Consider the following 15351-nt stretch of genomic DNA (forward strand, 5'->3'; position numbering starts at 1 on the left):
AACAGTGATCTTGGTCGACACGGTTCTAGCAGGAGCTCCATCTCTGCTTCAGGCACCTTGACACAACAGCTCAGCCCCTAACTACACGGCATTGGGACTAGCCGCGCCGGTCCCCGGCCGCTCCGTCACCGGCCCGGCCGGCCCGGCCGCCCGAGGAGGCGTACGGCCGGGCGCCGGTGACGGCCGGCGGGCGGTCGGCCCGGTCGAGGTGGCGTCGCGGGGGGGCCGTCAGTCGCCCGAGGAGAACGCCGAGTCGAAGGACTGGGCCGACGGCTCGATCGCCACGAGCTTGCGGATGAACCGCAGCGCGTCCGGGGCCCCGGCCAGGCGGTCCATGCCGGCGTCCTCCCACTCCACCGAGATCGGGCCGTCGTAGCCGATCGAGTTGAGCATCCGGAAGCAGGCCTCCCAGGGCACGTCGCCGTGCCCGGTGGAGACGAAGTCCCAGCCGCGGCGCGGGTCCGCCCACGGAAGATGGGAGCCGAGGCGGCCGTTGCGTCCGTTGAACCGCTTGACGGACTCCTTGCAGTCCACGTGGTAGATCCGGTCCCGGAAGTCCCACAGGAAGCCGACCGGGTCCAGGTCCTGCCAGACGAAGTGGGACGGGTCGAAGTTCAGCCCGAACGCCTCCCGGTGGCCGATCGCCTCCAGAGTGCGCACCGTCGTCCAGTAGTCGTAGGCGATCTCCGAGGGGTGGACCTCGTGGGCGAAGCGCACGCCGACCTCGTCGAAGACGTCGAGGATGGGGTTCCACCGCTCGGCGAAGTCCGCGTAGCCGCGCTCGATCATCTCGGGCGGCACGGGCGGGAACATCGCCACCGTGTGCCAGATCGAGGAACCCGTGAAGCCGACGACGGTCTTCACCCCGAAGGCGGCGGCGGCGCGCGCGGTGTCCTTGACCTCCTGCGCGGCGCGCTGCCGCACGCCCTCCGGTTCGCCGTCGCCCCAGATGCGGGCCGGCAGGATGCCCTTGTGCCGTTCGTCGATGGGGTGGTCGCAGACGGCCTGGCCCGTCAGGTGGCAGGACAGGGTCCAGCACCGCAGGTTGTACTTCTCCAGCAGGGCCCGGCGGCGCGGGATGTAGTCGTCGTCGGCCAGGGCCTTGTCGACCTCGAAGTGGTCGCCCCAGCAGGCGATCTCCAACCCGTCGTAGCCCCACTTGGCCGCCAGCCGGCACACCTCCTCGAACGGCATGTCGGCCCACTGGCCGGTGAACAGGGTGATCGGGCGTGGCATCTGGGTTCCTCCGGTGGTTCGTGGCTCGGTTTCAGTGCGCCGGGTCCGCCAGGCGCAGCAGCAGGTCCTTGACCTCGGTGGCGTCGTAGTGGTCGCGTGCCTCGGCGGGCCGGGAGCACAGCAGTACGGGGCCGTCGTCGGGGTGGTCCGGCGGGCGGCCGTGGCTGCCGCGCACCGGGGACGGGTCGAGGGGGACGACGCTCATGCGGTAGCGCATGCCGAGCTTCTTGCGGGCGAGCGCGGCGGCGGCGCGCAGTTTGACCTTGGGGTCCTTCGGGTCCATGAACAGCTCGGCCGGGTCGTAGCCCGGCTTGCGGTGGATCTCGACCAGGCGGGCGAAGTCCGGGGCGCGGTCGTCGTCGAGCCAGTAGTAGTACGTGAACCACGCGTCGGGCTCGGCGACCGCGACCAGGTCCCCGGCGCGCGGGTGGTCGATGCCGTACACCTTCTTGCCGGCCTCGGTGAGCACCTCGGCCACACCGTCGGTGTCCGCCAGCAGTTCGCGGACGCGCTCGGTGTCGGCCGGGTCGGCGACGTAGACGTGGGCGACCTGGTGGTCGGCGACGGCGAAGGCGGCCGACGTCCACGGGTCGAGGTACTCCATGCCGTCCTGGGTGTGGACGTGCAGCAGCCCGGCCCGGCGCAGCACGCGGTTGACGTCCACCGCCCTGGAGACGTTCGTGATGCCGTACTCGGACAGGGCCACCACGGTCATCGAGCGCGCGGCGGCGTCGTCGAGCAGCGGGGCGAGGACCCGGTCGACGTCGGCGGCCGCCGCGGCGGCGCGGGGATCGTCGGGGCCGTGGCGCTGGAGGTCGTAGTCGAGGTGGGGGACGTAGACGAGGGTGAGGTCGGGGGCGTGGGTGGCGAGGATGTGCCGGGCCGCGCCGACGATCCAGCGGGAGGAGGTGAGGGAGGCGGTCGGCCCCCAGTAGGTGAACAGCGGGAACGTGCCGAGTTTGGCGGTGAGTTCGTCGTGCAGCTGCGGCGGGTGGGTGTAGCAGTCGGGTTCCTTGCGGCCGTCGGAGTAGTAGATCGGCCGCGGGGTGACGGTGAGGTCGACGTCGGCGCCCATGGCGTACCACCAGCAGATGTTGGCGACGCGGTAGCCGGGGTGGGAGCGCCGCGCCGCCTCCCACAGCTTCTCCCCGCCGACGAGCGCGTTGTGCTGCCGCCACAGCAGCACCTCGCCGAGTTCGCGGAAGTACCAGCCGTTGCCGACGATGCCGTGGCCGGCGGCGGGCTGCCCGGTGAGCAGGGTGGACTGCACGGTGCAGGTGACGGCGGGGAACGCGGTGCCGAGCGTCGCGGTGAAGCCCGCCTCGCCCAGGGCGCGCAGCCGTGGCATATGGGCGAGCAGCCGGGGGGTGAGGCCGACGACGTCGAGGACGAGCAGCGGGGCGGGGCTCACGGGGCTGCCTCCTTCAGGCCGAGGGAGATCAGGTGGTCGCGGGTGAAGGCCAGTTCGGCGGCGATGCCGTCGGCCAGGGCGCCGGGGCCCTGCGGCCGGGCGGCTTCGGGGAGCACGCCCCAGGTGTAGGTCTCGGCCTCGATGTGTGCGGTGCGGGCGGTGTCCGCGCCGAGCAGGGCGGCGAGGGTCGCCTCCAGTTCGGGGCGGGTGGTGGTCAGCGGGGGCTCCGGGTCGGCGTGCAGCGGCACGTGGAAGTGGACGCGCCAGGGGTCGCGGCCGGGCAGGGCGCCGGCCAGGGCGGCGTCCAGGTCGTCCACGGCCCTGGGCGGGGTGCCTCGCTCGCGGACCTGGTGCAGGAAGCGCGGTTCGGTGAAGGCGGCCAGCGCCGCTCGTGTCGCGGGATCGGACGGGTCGTCGGCCTGCAGGGCGCAGGACGCCTGGGTCTTGACGATCGGGAGTCCGGCGGCGTCGAGGCGGGCGAGTGCGGCGGCCGGCTCCTCGAAGCCGACCGCCAGGTGGCAGGCGTCCAGGCAGACGCCGATGCGGTCGGTGGCCACGCGGGCGAGGTGGCGAGCGGCCTGTGCGGTGCTCTCCACGACGCAGCCGGGCTCGGGTTCCAGGCCGACCCGGATGGTGCGGCCGGTGTCGTCGGCGAGGTCCGCAAGGCCCCGGGCCAGTCTGTCGAGGGTGCGGGCGGCGGCGTCGGCCTGCCGGTCCGTCCACGGGGTCCGCCAGGCCAGCGGCACGGTGGAGACGCTGCCGTACGCGGCGTCGGCGGGCAGCAGGGCCGCGAGGACACGGGCGAGGTCGAGGGTGTAGTGCAGCCGGTCGGGCTCGGTCCAGTCGGGCCGGTAGACGGCGTGCTTGACGACGGGGTCGTGGAAGCCGCGGTAGGGGAAGCCGTTGAGGGTGACGACCTCCAGGCCGCGTGCGGTCAGCTCCCGGCGGAGCCTGCCGACCGCCGTGTCGTCCGTGGCGAGGGCCGCCGCGGCGTCGCGGGCCAGCCACAGGCCGAGCCCGAGGACGGGCACGCCCAGCCGCTCGCGTACCGGCTCGGCGTGCCGGGCCAGCTGGGCGAGGACCCCGTCGAGGTCCTCGGCGGGGTGGACGTTGGTGCAGTAGGCGAGGTGGACGACGGTGCCGTCGGGGTGGAGCAGGCGCACGGTCACACCTCCGCGCGGGCGCCGCGCAGCACGGAGTTGCCCTTGTAGGTGGCGTCGGTGCCGGGCGCGCCGGCGCCGGCCGGCTCCAGCTTGCCGCTCTGGCCGTAGAAGGCGACGGGGTTGCGCCACAGGACCTGGTCCACGTCGTCGGCGGAGAAGCCGGTGGCGAGCATGGCGTCCCCGGTCTTCCGGGTCTTCAGCGGATCGCTTCTCCCCCAGTCGGCGGCCGAGTTGACGAGGATCCGTTCGGTGCCGAACTCGCGCAGCACCGCGACCATGCGGCGCTCGTCCATCTTGGTGTCGGGGTAGATGGAGAACCCCATCCAGCAGCCTGCATCGGCCACCTGACGTACTGTCACCTCGTTGAGGTGGTCGACGACGACCCGCTCGGGAGCGATTCCGGACTCCTTCACCACGGCGAGGGTGCGCTCGACGCCGGCTGCCTTGTCGCGGTGCGGGGTGTGGACGAGAGCCGGCAGGCCGTGGGCGACCGCGAGCTGCAGCTGGGCGGCGAACGCCTCGTCCTCCTCGGGCGTCATCGAGTCGTAGCCGATCTCCCCCACGGCGACCACGCCGTCCTTGAGCAGATAGCGCGGCAGGTGCTGAAGCACCTCCGCGCAGCGCGGGTCGTTGGCCTCCTTGGGGTTGAGGGCGATGGTGCAGTGGTGGCGGATGCCGAACTGGGCGGCGCGGAACGGCTCCCATCCGATGAGGGAGTCGAAGTAGTCCAGGAAGCTGCCGACGGAGGTGCGCGGCTGGCCGAGCCAGAACGCGGGCTCCACCAGGGCGCGCACACCGGCCGCGTGCATCGCCTCGTAGTCGTCGGTGGTGCGCGAGGTCATGTGGATGTGCGGGTCGAAGATCCGCATCACGCCTCCCGGGGGCTTCGGCGGTCGGTGGTCGCGGTGGGGACGGGTTGCGGGGCTGCGTGGCCGGGCGCCGTCACGTCCGGGAAGAGCGCGAGGACGGGTCCGATGTCGGCTGGCACGTCGCGTCCGGCGGCGGTCCGCTCCTCGGCGTACGCGGCCATCATGCGGGCCAGCCGGACGTCCGCCCGGCCGGGCAGGCCCGGCAGCGCGGACAGCGGGATGCCGGTGAAGACGCACTTGAGGACGCCCTGGCGGTAGGTCTCCGCGTCCAGGTGGCCGGTCGCGTAGTCGCCGAGGGCCGCCGCGACCAGCCGGGTGTCGTTGGTGCGTAGGGCGTCGCGCACCAGGGGCAGCGCGCCGTCGCCGACGGGCAGCAGCGGCAGGGCGCGCAGTACGGCGCGCCGTTCGGCCGCGTCACCGGTCCGGTAGAGGGCTTCGAGCTGCTCCAGCAGCGGGGTGCCGGTCAGCGGCAGCGCGGCCAGCATCAGGCAGCGGGCCGCGTCGTCGACCGTCCAGCCGTAGGGGTCGCCGGGGTCCAGGCGCACGCGTCCGCATCGCCGTCCGGCCAGCGGGAACAGGCCGCCGACGGCCGCCGGGTCGGCGGCCACCGAGGCGCACGCGCCGTCGAGCCACCTCCAGCCCTGCTGGGTCATGCGGTCGGCCAAGGCGGTTCTGAGCTGGTCGGGTGTCATGCCATCTCCTCCTCACGGTGGACCGCGGGGTCGCACGACCGCAGGAAGTCCAGTGAGCGGCGGGCCACTCCCGGGGCGTCGTGGCTGTGCCGGGGCAGCTCGACGGCGACCAGCCCGCGGTAGCCGGCCTCGTCGAGGGCACGGAGCACGGGCGGGAAGTCGATCTCGCCGCTGCCGAACTCCAGGTGCTCGTGCGTGCCCCGGCGCATGTCGTCGATCTGCACGTTCACCAGGCGGCGGCCGGCCCGGCGCACGCACTCGGGGACGGGGTACGGCTCCAGGCAGCGGCAGTGGCCGATGTCGAGGGTCAGGCCGAACGGGGCCGGGTCGCCGAGCGCCGCGGCCAGCCCGGAGTACTCGTCGACGGTCTCCACGAGCATGCCCGGTTCGGGTTCGAAGCCCAGGACGACGCCCGCCTTCTCCGCGGCCTCGACGACCTCGGCGCAGCCGGCGACCAGCCGGTCCCAGGCTGTGCGCGGGTCGAGCCGCGCGGGCCGGACGCCGGCCCAGAAGGAGACGGCCTGCGCGCCGAGGTCGGCGCCGACGGCCACCGCCCGGCGCAGGAAGTCCAGCCTGCGTTCGCGTCCGTCGGCCGCGAGGAGGGTGGGCTCGTGCTTGTGCCAGGGGTCGAGCAGGTAGCGTGCCCCGGTCTCGATCACCACGCCGAGCCCGAGACGGTCGAGCCGCCGGGCGAGGGCCGCCGTCCGTGCGGCCAGGCCGGGCGCGAAGGGATCGAGGTGGTGGTGGTCGAGGGTGAGGGCGACTCCGTCGTAGCCGAGTCCGGCGATGACGGTGAGCGCGTCCTCAAGCCGGTGGTTGGCGAAGCCGTTGGTGCCGAAGCCGTAGCGCAGGGCCGGTTCGGCGGGCGTGCCGTGGCCGTGGCGAGGTGCGGTCATGTCGGGGACACCCTTCTGGACAGCGCCCGGGCGAGCGGAAAGGCCGCGGCGAGCGGAAGGGCGGAGCGCACTGCGCCCGCGCCCGCGGTGAGCGCGGCCTGCAGCGGGATCAGGCCGAGGATCCCGGCGCCGACGGCCCTGCGGACCCCGGCCGGCGAAGGATCGGCGACGGCGCGCGCCTGGGCTCGGCCGGCCGTCGCGCCGTAGACGGCGAGCCCGACCGCGACGGCCGGCCGGCGTCCGCGGGTCGTGCCCCGCCGGGCCGGGCGGGCGCGGAGCGCGGTCGCGGCCGTGACGGCGCCGGTGGCGGCGAGCGTGGCCCGGGGCAGCCCTGGTTCGGCGCCCGTGACCTCGGCGCGGCTGAGCGCGGTGACCGCGAGGGTGTGCGCGGCGACGGTCGCGGCGGCCGGGAGGGCGTCTCCCAGCCGGCCCGCGCGAGCGCCGAGCAGGACGTCGAGTCCCCGGGCGGCCGCCATCACCGCGGGGCCCGCCGGACGGGACTTGGCCCACAGGTCGTAGCCCCAGACGGTCGCCGCGAGCGGTACGGCGACCGTCAGCGCGCGACGGCCTTCGGCGGCCGCGGCCAGGCCGAGGGCGGCCGCGGTCAGGGCCCCGGCGGCGGACAGCGCGACGGGTGCGCTCACGCGGCCGGAGGGGATCGGCCGCTCGGGGCGTTCCACCGCGTCGAGGTCGCGGTCGGCCCAGTCGTTGAGCGCCATCCCGGCCCAGTACAGGCAGACCGAGGAGGCGGCCAGGGCGGCCGTGGCCCCGTCGGGGCGGCGGCCCGCGGCGGCCGCCCCGGCCAGGACGTCCCCGGGAACGGTCAACGCGGCCGGGGCGCGCACCAGTTCGGCCAGATCGCGCAGGCGTGGACGCGTCGGCGGCGGAACCGGCGCGCACGCCACGGATCCGGGACCCGCGAGCGCGGCCCGTCCGTCACCCGGCCCCGCGTCCCCGCCTTCGCTCCGCACGGGGTCCGGGCCGGCCCGGCGTACGGCCGGGCGGATCACCGCGCGCCCCCGAGCCGGGCGGCGAACGCCCGCAGCGTCTCGTACTGGGTCATCACGGCGTGCTCGTCGGCGCCGACGGGATCCTTGAAGAAGAAGGCCAGCTCGCCGAGGGGGCCGCGGACGCCCCGCTCATGGGCCCGGGCCGCCAGCCGGGCGAGGTCGAGTACCAGGGGCGCGGCCAGGGCCGAGTCACAACCCGCCCAGGTGAACTGGAGGTTCATCCGCACGCCCAGGAAGCCCTCGAACGTCACGTGGTCCCAGGCGGTCTTCCAGTCGCCGAGGGAGGGCACGTAGTCGATGTGGACCTCGCCCTCGACGGGGTGTCCCAGCGTCTCGGCGAGCACCCGCTGTTTGGAGGCCGCCTTGCTGGCCATCGCGGCCGGGTCGGCGAGGGTCTCGCCGTCGCCGCCGCCGAGCAGATTGGTGCCGGACCAGGTCCGCACCCGCAGGCCCCGGGCGGCGAACATCGGCCCGAGGGTCGCCTTGAGCAGGGTCTCCCCCGTCTTGCCGTCGTTCCCGGCGTAGGGCAGGCCGGCTTCCTCGGCCAGTTCCCGCAGCGCCGGGATCCGCATGCCGGTGGACGGGGTGAAGTCGACGTGGGCGCACCCGGCCGTGAGCGCGGCCAGGGCGTACTGGGAGCTGGGCGGCAGCACGTGCTCGCCGGCGGCGAGCGCGGCGCGCAGGGCCGCGGCCGAGGCGTGCGCCGGGTGAGCGGTGGCGGGCGGTTCGGTCGAGGACACGTTGACGACGACCACCCGGGCGAGGCCGTGCCGCGCGCGGAAGGCGTCGATGTCGGCCCGTATCGCCTCTACGGCGTCCTGCTGGCTCCTGTCGGAGTCGGGCAGGGGGGCGGGGCGTATCTCGGCGTCGGCGGCGGCCAGGCCGTCGTGGACGGCGGCGGGCAGCCCGTGGGGCAGCACGCCGGCCGCGACCAGTTGCTCGGCCCGTTTCGGCAGCGGCGTGCAGGCCACGTCGTGGCCCCCGAAGACCAGGTCGGACAGGGCGGGCAGGCCGGCGTCGGGGAACCCCGGCTGTTCGGTGACGCACCCGGCCGGCCCGGCCAGCCCCGCCCGCAGCGCGGCCGTGCCGGCGACGACCGTGGTGGCCACCGATCCGCGCGCCCCCGCCAGCCATATTCCCGTGCGACTGACTCGCTCTGACATGTCGTCACCTCCGTCGGCCGGTCGCGGGAGCACCCGGCCGCCTCGTTCCTCGCTGTCGATGTCGCCGCCCCCTGTCCTGTGCTTTCCGCCCCCCGGGCCGGCCGTCCCGGTCCGGGCGCGGCCGCCGGTCCGGACGCCGGCGCCCCGGTCCCTGCGCGAGGCCGCCGCGGCGGTGAGCCGCCTCGCTGGCGAGGGCCGGCCGGCAGGAGTCCACGACGCGTGGAGCGCGGGAAGGGCTACGGCGTCGGAACGGGCCGTGTGGTGGCCGGTGCCGCCGGACCGGGGATGGCCGAGGGCGGCGACGGCCGCGGACGTCACCGCCGGCCGCCGGCCGCCGGCCGCCGCCCTCAGCGGCCCCGCGGGCTGGGCCGCGCGGCCTTCGGGGGCCGGGGTTGCGTCGGTGTCGTTCGGCCGGTGTCGTTCAGTCGGTGTCGTCCGGGTCGCAGTTGAACTTCGCCGCGCCGGCCGTCATCTCGATGCCGCCGAGGATGTGCGACAGGAACCGCGGCTCGGTGTAGCTCTCCGAGGTGTGGCCCAGGCCGGTGTAGAAGGAGCGGCCGCCGTCGTAGGGGTGGCACCAGGAGATGGGGTGGTCGGCGCCCATCGAGCCGCCGTTGTAGCCGACCGGGTCGTACGTCCGCTCGTCCAGCGTGGCCAGGACCCGCACGCCGGCACGGGGGTTGGACTGGTAGTTGTACCACTCGTCGGTGCGGGTCCAGCGGTTGGGCAGGTCCCGGGTGGCCGCGGTGCCCTGGCCCGCGACGTTCACCGTCGCCTGCTGGATCGCCGGGTGGTCCTTGAAGTAGGCGCCGACCAGGCCGCCGTACCACGCCCAGGTGTAACCGGAGTCGGCGGCGGCGTGGATGCCGACGTAGCCGCCGCCGTGCTCGATGTAGCGCTGGAAGGCGTCCTTCTCGGACTGCTGGTCCAGGGGGTCGCCGGTGGTGGACACGAAGACGACCGTCTGGTACTTGGCCAGCTCGGTGTCGTTGAACCGGGTGGCGTCCTCGGTCGCGTCGACCGCGAAGCCGTGCTCCTGGCCGAGTTTCTCGATCGCGGCGACGCCGTCGGGGATGGAGGCGTGCCGGTAGCCGGTGGTCTTGGAGAACACCAGCACCCGGAACGCCGGTGCCGCGGCGTGTGCGGTGGCGCTCGTGGCCGCGAGCGGCAGGGCCAGGGCGGCGGCCGAGAGCAGCGCGGCGATACCTCTGCGGGACATCATCAACCTTTCGTGACCTGCTTGCGGGGACGTGACCTGCTTACGGGAGCGGTGACAATGCTTGCGGGGGCGGTGACGCCGGGTCAGCTGAAGGCGCCGGGAAGGTACTGGTCGACGTTCTCCTTCGTCACGGTGGCGGAGAACAGGGTCAGCGAGGACGGCAGGTCCTGCCCGACGAGGTCGCCCATGCCCTTGTGCTGGGCGATGAGCCGGGCGAGCTTGACGGCCGAGGCGGACATGTTCGACGGGTAGACCACGGTGGCCTTGAGCACGGAGCTGTCGGCCTTGATCTCCTGCATGGCGTGCTTGGAGCCGGCGCCGCCGACCATGAAGAACTCGCTCCGGCCGGCCTGTTTGATGGCCGCCTCGACGCCGATGCCCTGGTCGTCGTCGTGGTTCCACACCGCGTCGAGGTGCGAGCGTGCCTGCAGGACGTTGCTCATCACCTGCTGGCCGGAGTCCGCGGTGAAGTTGGCGGCCTGCCGGATGCCCACGCGGAAGCCGTACTTGGCCAGGCCCCGCTTGAATCCCGCGCTGCGCTGCTTGGTGAGTTCGAGGTTGTCGATCCCGGCGATCTCGCCGATCACCGGTGAGGAGACGCCCTTGGCCTTGAGGGTCCTGCCGATGTAGAGACCGGCGTTGAGGCCCATGCCGAAGTTGTCGCCGCCGACCCAGGTCCGGTAGGCCAGGGGCGTGTCGAAGACCCGGTCCAGGTTGATCACGGGGATGCCCGCGTCCATCGCCTGCTGGGCCACGGCGGTCAGCGCCTTGCCGTCGAAGGGCAGGATCACCAGGGCGTCGACCTTCTTGCCGATCAGCGTCTGCACCTGGCTGATCTGGGCGTTGACGTCGTTGGTGCCCTCCACGGCCTCGAAGTGCACGTCGGAGTACTGCTTCGCCTGGGCCATGGCGTTCTTGGTGATGGCCGCCATCCAGCCGTGGTCGGCGGCCGGCGCCGAGAACCCGATCGACACGGTCCTGCCCGGCTTGTCGTTGTCGGTGCCGGCCTTGGTCGCCGCCTTGACGTCGTCGGTGGAGGCGTCGCTCTTGTTGCTGGTGCAGCCGGCGACCAGGGCGCCGCCGAGTACCGCGCCGCCGAGGAGGAGCCGTCTGCGGTCCAGTCCGCCGGGTCCGCGCTTGTCCATCTCGCTGAGTCCTTCCAGTCACGGGTCCTGCATGGGTCGCGCCTGCCGTGGTCGATGCGGACGTGCCGCGCGGCCGGGCCTGGGCGGCGCGGGCGGCGGCAGCGGGGACGGAGCCGCCGTCCGCGCCGCGCTCAGGGGGTGGCGGTTCTGCGGCCGCGTCGCTGGACCAGCACGGCGGCGACGATGATCAGGCCCTTGGCGATCTGCTGGATGTCGGTCGTGAGGTTGTTCAGTACGAAGATGTTGGTGATCGTGGTGAACACCAGGACGCCCAGTATCGAGCCGACGAGCGAGCCGCGGCCGCCGGTCAGCAGGGTGCCGCCGATGATCACCGCGGCGATCGAGTCCAGTTCGTACAGGTCGCCGAGGTTGCTGGCTCCCGAGGTGGTCCGCGCGGTCAGCATGACGGCGGCGATGCCGCAGCACAGTCCGGACAGGACGTAGAGCACCACGGTGTGGCGGCGCACGTCGAGGCCGGCGAGGCGGGCGGCCTCCTGGTTGCCGCCGATGGCGAACGTGCGCCGGCCGAAGGTGGTGCGGTTGAGCAGCACCCAGCCGGCGAGCACGGCCACCGCCAGGATGTAGACCAGCAGGGGAATGCCGAGCCACTTGGTGGAGGCGATGGAGTTGAACGACTCGACGGTGACCACCTGGGACTGCCGGTCGGAGATCCGCTCGGCCAGTCCGCGGGCGCTCGCCATCATGGCGATGGTGGTGATGAACGCCACGATGTTGCCGTAGGCGATGATCAGGCCGTTGACGAGGCCGACGACCGCGCCGACGGCGAGCGCGCAGAAGACCATGCCGCCGAGGCCGTAGGACTGGGTGGCCACGGTGGTGCACCACACGGAGGCGAGCGCCACGATCGCGCCGACGGACAGGTCGATGCCGCCGCCGATGATGATGAACGTCTGGCCGATCGTGATGACCCCGATGACGGCCGCACTGCTGAGGATGACCAGGGCGTTCTGGCTGGTCGCGAAGTTGTCCGAGGTCAGCGCACCGATGACGCAGAGCAGGACGAGGACGGCGAACAGGCCCAGGTTGCGGACCCTGCCCATGTGTCGGAGGAGGGAGGCTCTGCCGCCCTTCCCGGGTGGGGTGCCGGTCCGCCGGACGGATCCGGCCGGTGGTTCCTGGCCTGCGACGGGCAGCGGACCGCTCCCGCCGGGGGGACTGGTCTGCCGGCTCACGCGGAGCTCCCTTCCATGACGAGGTCGAGCACATGCGATTCGTCGAGGTCCGGGGCGGCGGCCTCCCGGACCACCCGCCCCTCGCGCAGTACGAGGACGCGGTCGGCGAGGCCGAGGACCTCGGGCACCTCGCTGGAGACGAGGAGCACACCGACTCCCGAGTCCGCGAGCCGCCGGATGAGCGTGTACAGCTCCGCCCGCGCCCCGACGTCCACGCCGCGGGTGGGCTCGTCCAGCAGCAGCAGCCGGCAGTCCTTGAGCAGCCAGCGGGCGACGACGGCCTTCTGCTGGTTGCCGCCGGAGAGGGTGCGCACCGGCCGGGTCGGGTCGGGGGGCCGCAGGTCGAGGCTGCGGACAGCCTGTGTGGTCGCGGCCAGTTCGCCGCGGGAGTCGAGGAACCCGGCGCGGGCGAACCGGCGCAGCGAGGACAGGGACACGTTGTGGGCGATGGAGGACTGCAGGAACAGCGCCTGGCTCTTGCGCTCCTCCGGGGCGAGCCCGAGGCCCGCCCGGACGGCGGCGGTGACGCTGCCGGGCCGCAGGGCGGATCCCGCCACGCGGATGCGCCCTGCGGCCGGCCGGCGGGCTCCGTAGACCGTTTCGAGGATCTCCGAGCGGCCGGAGCCGACCAGGCCCGCGAGCCCGACGATCTCGCCCGCCCGGACGGTGAAGGACACGTCGTGGAACTCCCCCGGGCGGCTGAGGTGTTCGACCTCCAGCAGCACCGGCCGCTCGTCCGGGCCCGGGTTCTCGGGCCGCGGCGGGAAGACGTACTCGACGGTGCGGCCGGTCATCAGCGAGACCAGCTCGGAGGTGGGGGTGGTGCGCGCGGGCAGTCCCCGGGCGACCGTGCGGCCGTCCTTCAGGACGGTGACGCGGTCCCCGATCCGGCGGATCTCCTCCATCCGGTGGGAGATGTAGACGACCGCCACGCCGGCGGCGGTGAGGTCGCCGATGATGCGGAAGAGGTTGTCCACCTCGTCGTGGGCGAGTACGGCGGACGGCTCGTCCATGATGATCAGCCGTGCGTCGTGCGAGAGGGCGCGCGCCATGGACACGAGTTGCTTGCCGGCCGCCGACAGCTCGCCCACCTCACGGGTGACCGGGATCTCCGGATGCCCCAGTCTGCGCAGCAGTCCCCGGGCGGCGTCGTGCATCCGCGAGCGCCGGGTGAACCCCAGCCGGGACTGCTCGTGTCCCAGGTAGATGTTCTCCGCCACCGACAGGCCGTCGGCCAGGTCGAGTTCCTGGTAGATGGTGGCGATGCCGTGGCGCATGGCGGCCGTCGGGGTCGGCAGGGTCACCGGTTCGCCCTCCCAGGCGATGTGTCCCGCGTCGGGCTGGTGGGCGCCGGCGAGGACCTTGATGAGCGTCGACTTGCCGGCGCCGTTCTGGCCCAGCAGGCAGTGCACCTCTCCGGCGACCACGTCGAGGTCGACACCGTCGAGGGCCCGGACGCCGGGGAACTCCTTGACGACGCCTTGCATCTCGAGCAGCGGGGCACTCATGGGTCTCCCTCTGATGCGGTGTCCGCCGGCCCGCACCGGGCCTCAGGCGGTTCGTCGGCTTCTGGTCACCTTGCCCTCGCGGCCGGCCTCGCCGAGGAGGCTCGTGAGGGGCCCGACGTGTCGCGGACGGCAGGTGATCCGGGGGCGGGCCGGGGCCCGTCGTGAATCCTTGGCGCATTCCTTCCGGGCGGACTTCCGTGGTCCGGGTCGGGGGTTTCCCTGTTTTCCGGAACAAGCCGCCCCATGTCGCCCTGCGGGCTGAGAGGAAGGTAGTTCTCGTGGCGCGGTTTGAAAAGGGTCCGCGAACCGTTCGGGCGGATCGTGGCCGGATGCGGCAACGGGTGTAACACTTTTGGGCGTTGGCCGCCGAGGAGGCCGTACACCCCTCCCCGCCTGCCCGTTGCCCGCGAGAAATGGGAATAGAAGGCATCCGCGGGTGCACGCCTCGAACCGAGGCAGGCAGGTATTCCCGGAGCACTCGGTGGAATATGCCCCGGCTTTTACGGCCGTGCCGTCGCGTGTTTTCCGTCCGGGGATTTCCCGGGAATCCTCCTTTCCGTGCGGTCAGGGAGCGACCGCGACGGGGCCGCCGGCGCCGGACGGCATCGGCGGGTTCTGCCGCGACGCTTCGGTGCGCGCGACGGGCGTCCAGACGCTGCCGTGCGCGGCGCTGTGCTCCACCGCCGCCAGCACCCGCTGCACCTGCAGTCCGTCGGCGAACGACGGTTCGGGGTCCCGACCCTCGACGATGGCGTGCAGCAGGTCGCGCACCTGGTGCACGAAGGTGTGGTCGTAGCCGAGTCCGTGCCCCGGCGGCCACCACCCCTCGAGATAGGGATGGTCGGGTTCGGTGACGAGGATCCGCCGGAAGCCCGCCGTGGCGGCCGGCTCGGTGTGGTCGTGGAACTCCAGTTCGTTGAGGCGCTCCAGGTCGAAGGCGAGGCTGCCGCGGTCGCCGTTGATCTCGATGCGCAGGGCGTTCTTCCGGCCGGCGGCGAACCGCGTGGCCTCGAAGGAGGCGACGGCACCCCCGGGGAACCGGCCGGTGAACAGTGCGGCGTCGTCCACCGTCACGGGTCCGCGCGGCGCAGCCCCGTCGGCGACGGCCGCGAGCCCCGACGACGCGGTGGGCAGCGGCCGTTCGCGGACGAAGGTCTCGGTCAGCGCGGAGACTCCCGACAGCGGCTCCCCGACCAGGAACTGGGCGAGGTCGACGATGTGGGCGCCGATGTCACCCAGCGCGCCGGAGCCGGCGTGCTCGCGCTGCAGCCGCCACACCAGCGGGAACTCCGGATCCACGATCCAGTCCTGGAGGTACTGCGCCCGTACGTGCCGCAGCGTGCCGAGACGGCCCTCGGCGATCAGCCTGCGGGCGAGTGCGAGCGCCGGGGTGCGCCGGTAGCTGAACCCCACCATGGAGCGCACCCCGCGGCGCGCGGCCGCGGCGGCGGCCTCGGCCATCGCCTCCGCCTCCTCGACGGTGTTGGCGAGCGGCTTCTCGCACAGCACGTGCTTGCCGGCCTCCAGCGCCGCGATCGCGATCTCGGCGTGGCTGGAACCGGGTGTGCAGATGTCGACCAGTTGTACGTCGGGGCGGGCGACGAGGTCCCGCCAGTCGGTCTCGGTCGCGGCCCAGGCCTGCCGGCGGGCCGCGTCTTCCAGGGCTGCTCGCTCGCGTCCGGCGAGGGCGGCCATGACCGGGCGCATGGGCAGATCGAAGGCGCAGGCGGCGGTACGCCAGGCGTGCGAGTGCGTGCGGCCCATGAAGGCGTATCCGACCATGCCCACCCCGATCGCGGGCGAGCCGTGCTGACTGTCCATAGGCGCTCCAATGCTCGTGGGCGCG

General features: G+C 73.4%; 13 protein-coding genes. All 13 read right to left on the minus strand.

Going from position 1 to position 15351, the window contains the following annotated elements:
- Positions 1 to 228 precede the first annotated feature (228 nt).
- A complete protein-coding gene (locus ACGFZN_RS37600) occupies positions 229 to 1236 on the minus strand; it encodes a sugar phosphate isomerase/epimerase family protein (protein WP_393862974.1) in 1008 nt (335 codons plus the stop codon).
- Between the two features lie 31 nt (positions 1237 to 1267).
- Positions 1268 to 2647, minus strand: coding sequence for an alkaline phosphatase family protein (locus ACGFZN_RS37605; protein ID WP_393862975.1), 1380 nt, complete (start codon positions 2645 to 2647; stop codon positions 1268 to 1270).
- Positions 2644 to 3810, minus strand: coding sequence for a metabolite traffic protein EboE (gene eboE, locus ACGFZN_RS37610; RefSeq protein ID WP_393862976.1), 1167 nt, complete (start codon positions 3808 to 3810; stop codon positions 2644 to 2646). Before eboE ends, ACGFZN_RS37605 begins: the two co-directional genes overlap by 4 nt.
- 2 nt (positions 3811 to 3812) lie before the next feature.
- Positions 3813 to 4679, minus strand: coding sequence for a TatD family hydrolase (locus tag ACGFZN_RS37615; protein ID WP_393862977.1), 867 nt, complete (start codon positions 4677 to 4679; stop codon positions 3813 to 3815).
- Complete coding sequence (locus ACGFZN_RS37620; protein ID WP_393862978.1) at positions 4679 to 5371, minus strand: EboA domain-containing protein; 693 nt, start codon at positions 5369 to 5371, stop codon at positions 4679 to 4681. The genes ACGFZN_RS37615 and ACGFZN_RS37620 overlap by 1 nt, the downstream gene beginning before the upstream one ends.
- A complete protein-coding gene (locus ACGFZN_RS37625; RefSeq protein ID WP_393862979.1) occupies positions 5368 to 6267 on the minus strand; it encodes a sugar phosphate isomerase/epimerase family protein in 900 nt (299 codons plus the stop codon). Before ACGFZN_RS37625 ends, ACGFZN_RS37620 begins: the two co-directional genes overlap by 4 nt.
- On the minus strand, positions 6264 to 7172 hold the full coding sequence (locus ACGFZN_RS37630) for an SCO3242 family prenyltransferase (RefSeq protein WP_393862980.1): 909 nt from the start codon (positions 7170 to 7172) through the stop codon (positions 6264 to 6266). Before ACGFZN_RS37630 ends, ACGFZN_RS37625 begins: the two co-directional genes overlap by 4 nt.
- Before the next feature lie 101 nt (positions 7173 to 7273).
- The gene (locus ACGFZN_RS37635; protein WP_393862981.1) at positions 7274 to 8440 is read right to left on the minus strand and encodes an inositol-3-phosphate synthase; all 1167 of its coding nucleotides are present in this window, start codon (positions 8438 to 8440) and stop codon (positions 7274 to 7276) included.
- 421 nt (positions 8441 to 8861) lie between these two features.
- Positions 8862 to 9662, minus strand: coding sequence for a ThuA domain-containing protein (locus ACGFZN_RS37640; RefSeq protein ID WP_393862982.1), 801 nt, complete (start codon positions 9660 to 9662; stop codon positions 8862 to 8864).
- Positions 9663 to 9742: 80 nt separating this feature from the next.
- Positions 9743 to 10804: a substrate-binding domain-containing protein gene (locus ACGFZN_RS37645; protein WP_393862983.1), complete on the minus strand. Its 1062-nt coding sequence runs from the start codon at positions 10802 to 10804 to the stop codon at positions 9743 to 9745.
- Between the two features lie 131 nt (positions 10805 to 10935).
- Positions 10936 to 11997, minus strand: a complete 1062-nt coding sequence (locus tag ACGFZN_RS37650) for an ABC transporter permease (RefSeq protein ID WP_393862984.1) — start codon at positions 11995 to 11997, stop codon at positions 10936 to 10938.
- The gene (locus ACGFZN_RS37655; RefSeq protein WP_393862985.1) at positions 11994 to 13505 is read right to left on the minus strand and encodes a sugar ABC transporter ATP-binding protein; all 1512 of its coding nucleotides are present in this window, start codon (positions 13503 to 13505) and stop codon (positions 11994 to 11996) included. Before ACGFZN_RS37655 ends, ACGFZN_RS37650 begins: the two co-directional genes overlap by 4 nt.
- Before the next feature lie 564 nt (positions 13506 to 14069).
- A complete protein-coding gene (locus ACGFZN_RS37660) occupies positions 14070 to 15326 on the minus strand; it encodes a Gfo/Idh/MocA family protein (RefSeq protein ID WP_393862986.1) in 1257 nt (418 codons plus the stop codon).
- Positions 15327 to 15351: the final 25 nt, after the last annotated feature.

The organism is Streptomyces sp. NPDC048192 (assembly GCF_043202415.1).
Classification (GTDB): Bacteria; Actinomycetota; Actinomycetes; order Streptomycetales; family Streptomycetaceae; genus Streptomyces.

What these genes read in the sequence shown, in the direction of transcription:
- ACGFZN_RS37655 (WP_393862985.1), bottom strand. Translation starts at nt 13,505, where the DNA reads ATGAGTGCCCCGCTGCTCGAGATGCAAGGCGTCGTCAAGGAGTTCCCC.
- ACGFZN_RS37600 (WP_393862974.1), bottom strand. Translation starts at nt 1,236, where the DNA reads ATGCCACGCCCGATCACCCTGTTCACCGGCCAGTGGGCCGACATGCCG.
- ACGFZN_RS37615 (WP_393862977.1), bottom strand. Translation starts at nt 4,679, where the DNA reads ATGCGGATCTTCGACCCGCACATCCACATGACCTCGCGCACCACCGAC.
- ACGFZN_RS37640 (WP_393862982.1), bottom strand. Translation starts at nt 9,662, where the DNA reads ATGATGTCCCGCAGAGGTATCGCCGCGCTGCTCTCGGCCGCCGCCCTG.
- ACGFZN_RS37625 (WP_393862979.1), bottom strand. Translation starts at nt 6,267, where the DNA reads ATGACCGCACCTCGCCACGGCCACGGCACGCCCGCCGAACCGGCCCTG.
- ACGFZN_RS37635 (WP_393862981.1), bottom strand. Translation starts at nt 8,440, where the DNA reads ATGTCAGAGCGAGTCAGTCGCACGGGAATATGGCTGGCGGGGGCGCGC.
- ACGFZN_RS37645 (WP_393862983.1), bottom strand. Translation starts at nt 10,804, where the DNA reads ATGGACAAGCGCGGACCCGGCGGACTGGACCGCAGACGGCTCCTCCTC.
- ACGFZN_RS37660 (WP_393862986.1), bottom strand. Translation starts at nt 15,326, where the DNA reads ATGGACAGTCAGCACGGCTCGCCCGCGATCGGGGTGGGCATGGTCGGA.
- ACGFZN_RS37620 (WP_393862978.1), bottom strand. Translation starts at nt 5,371, where the DNA reads ATGACACCCGACCAGCTCAGAACCGCCTTGGCCGACCGCATGACCCAG.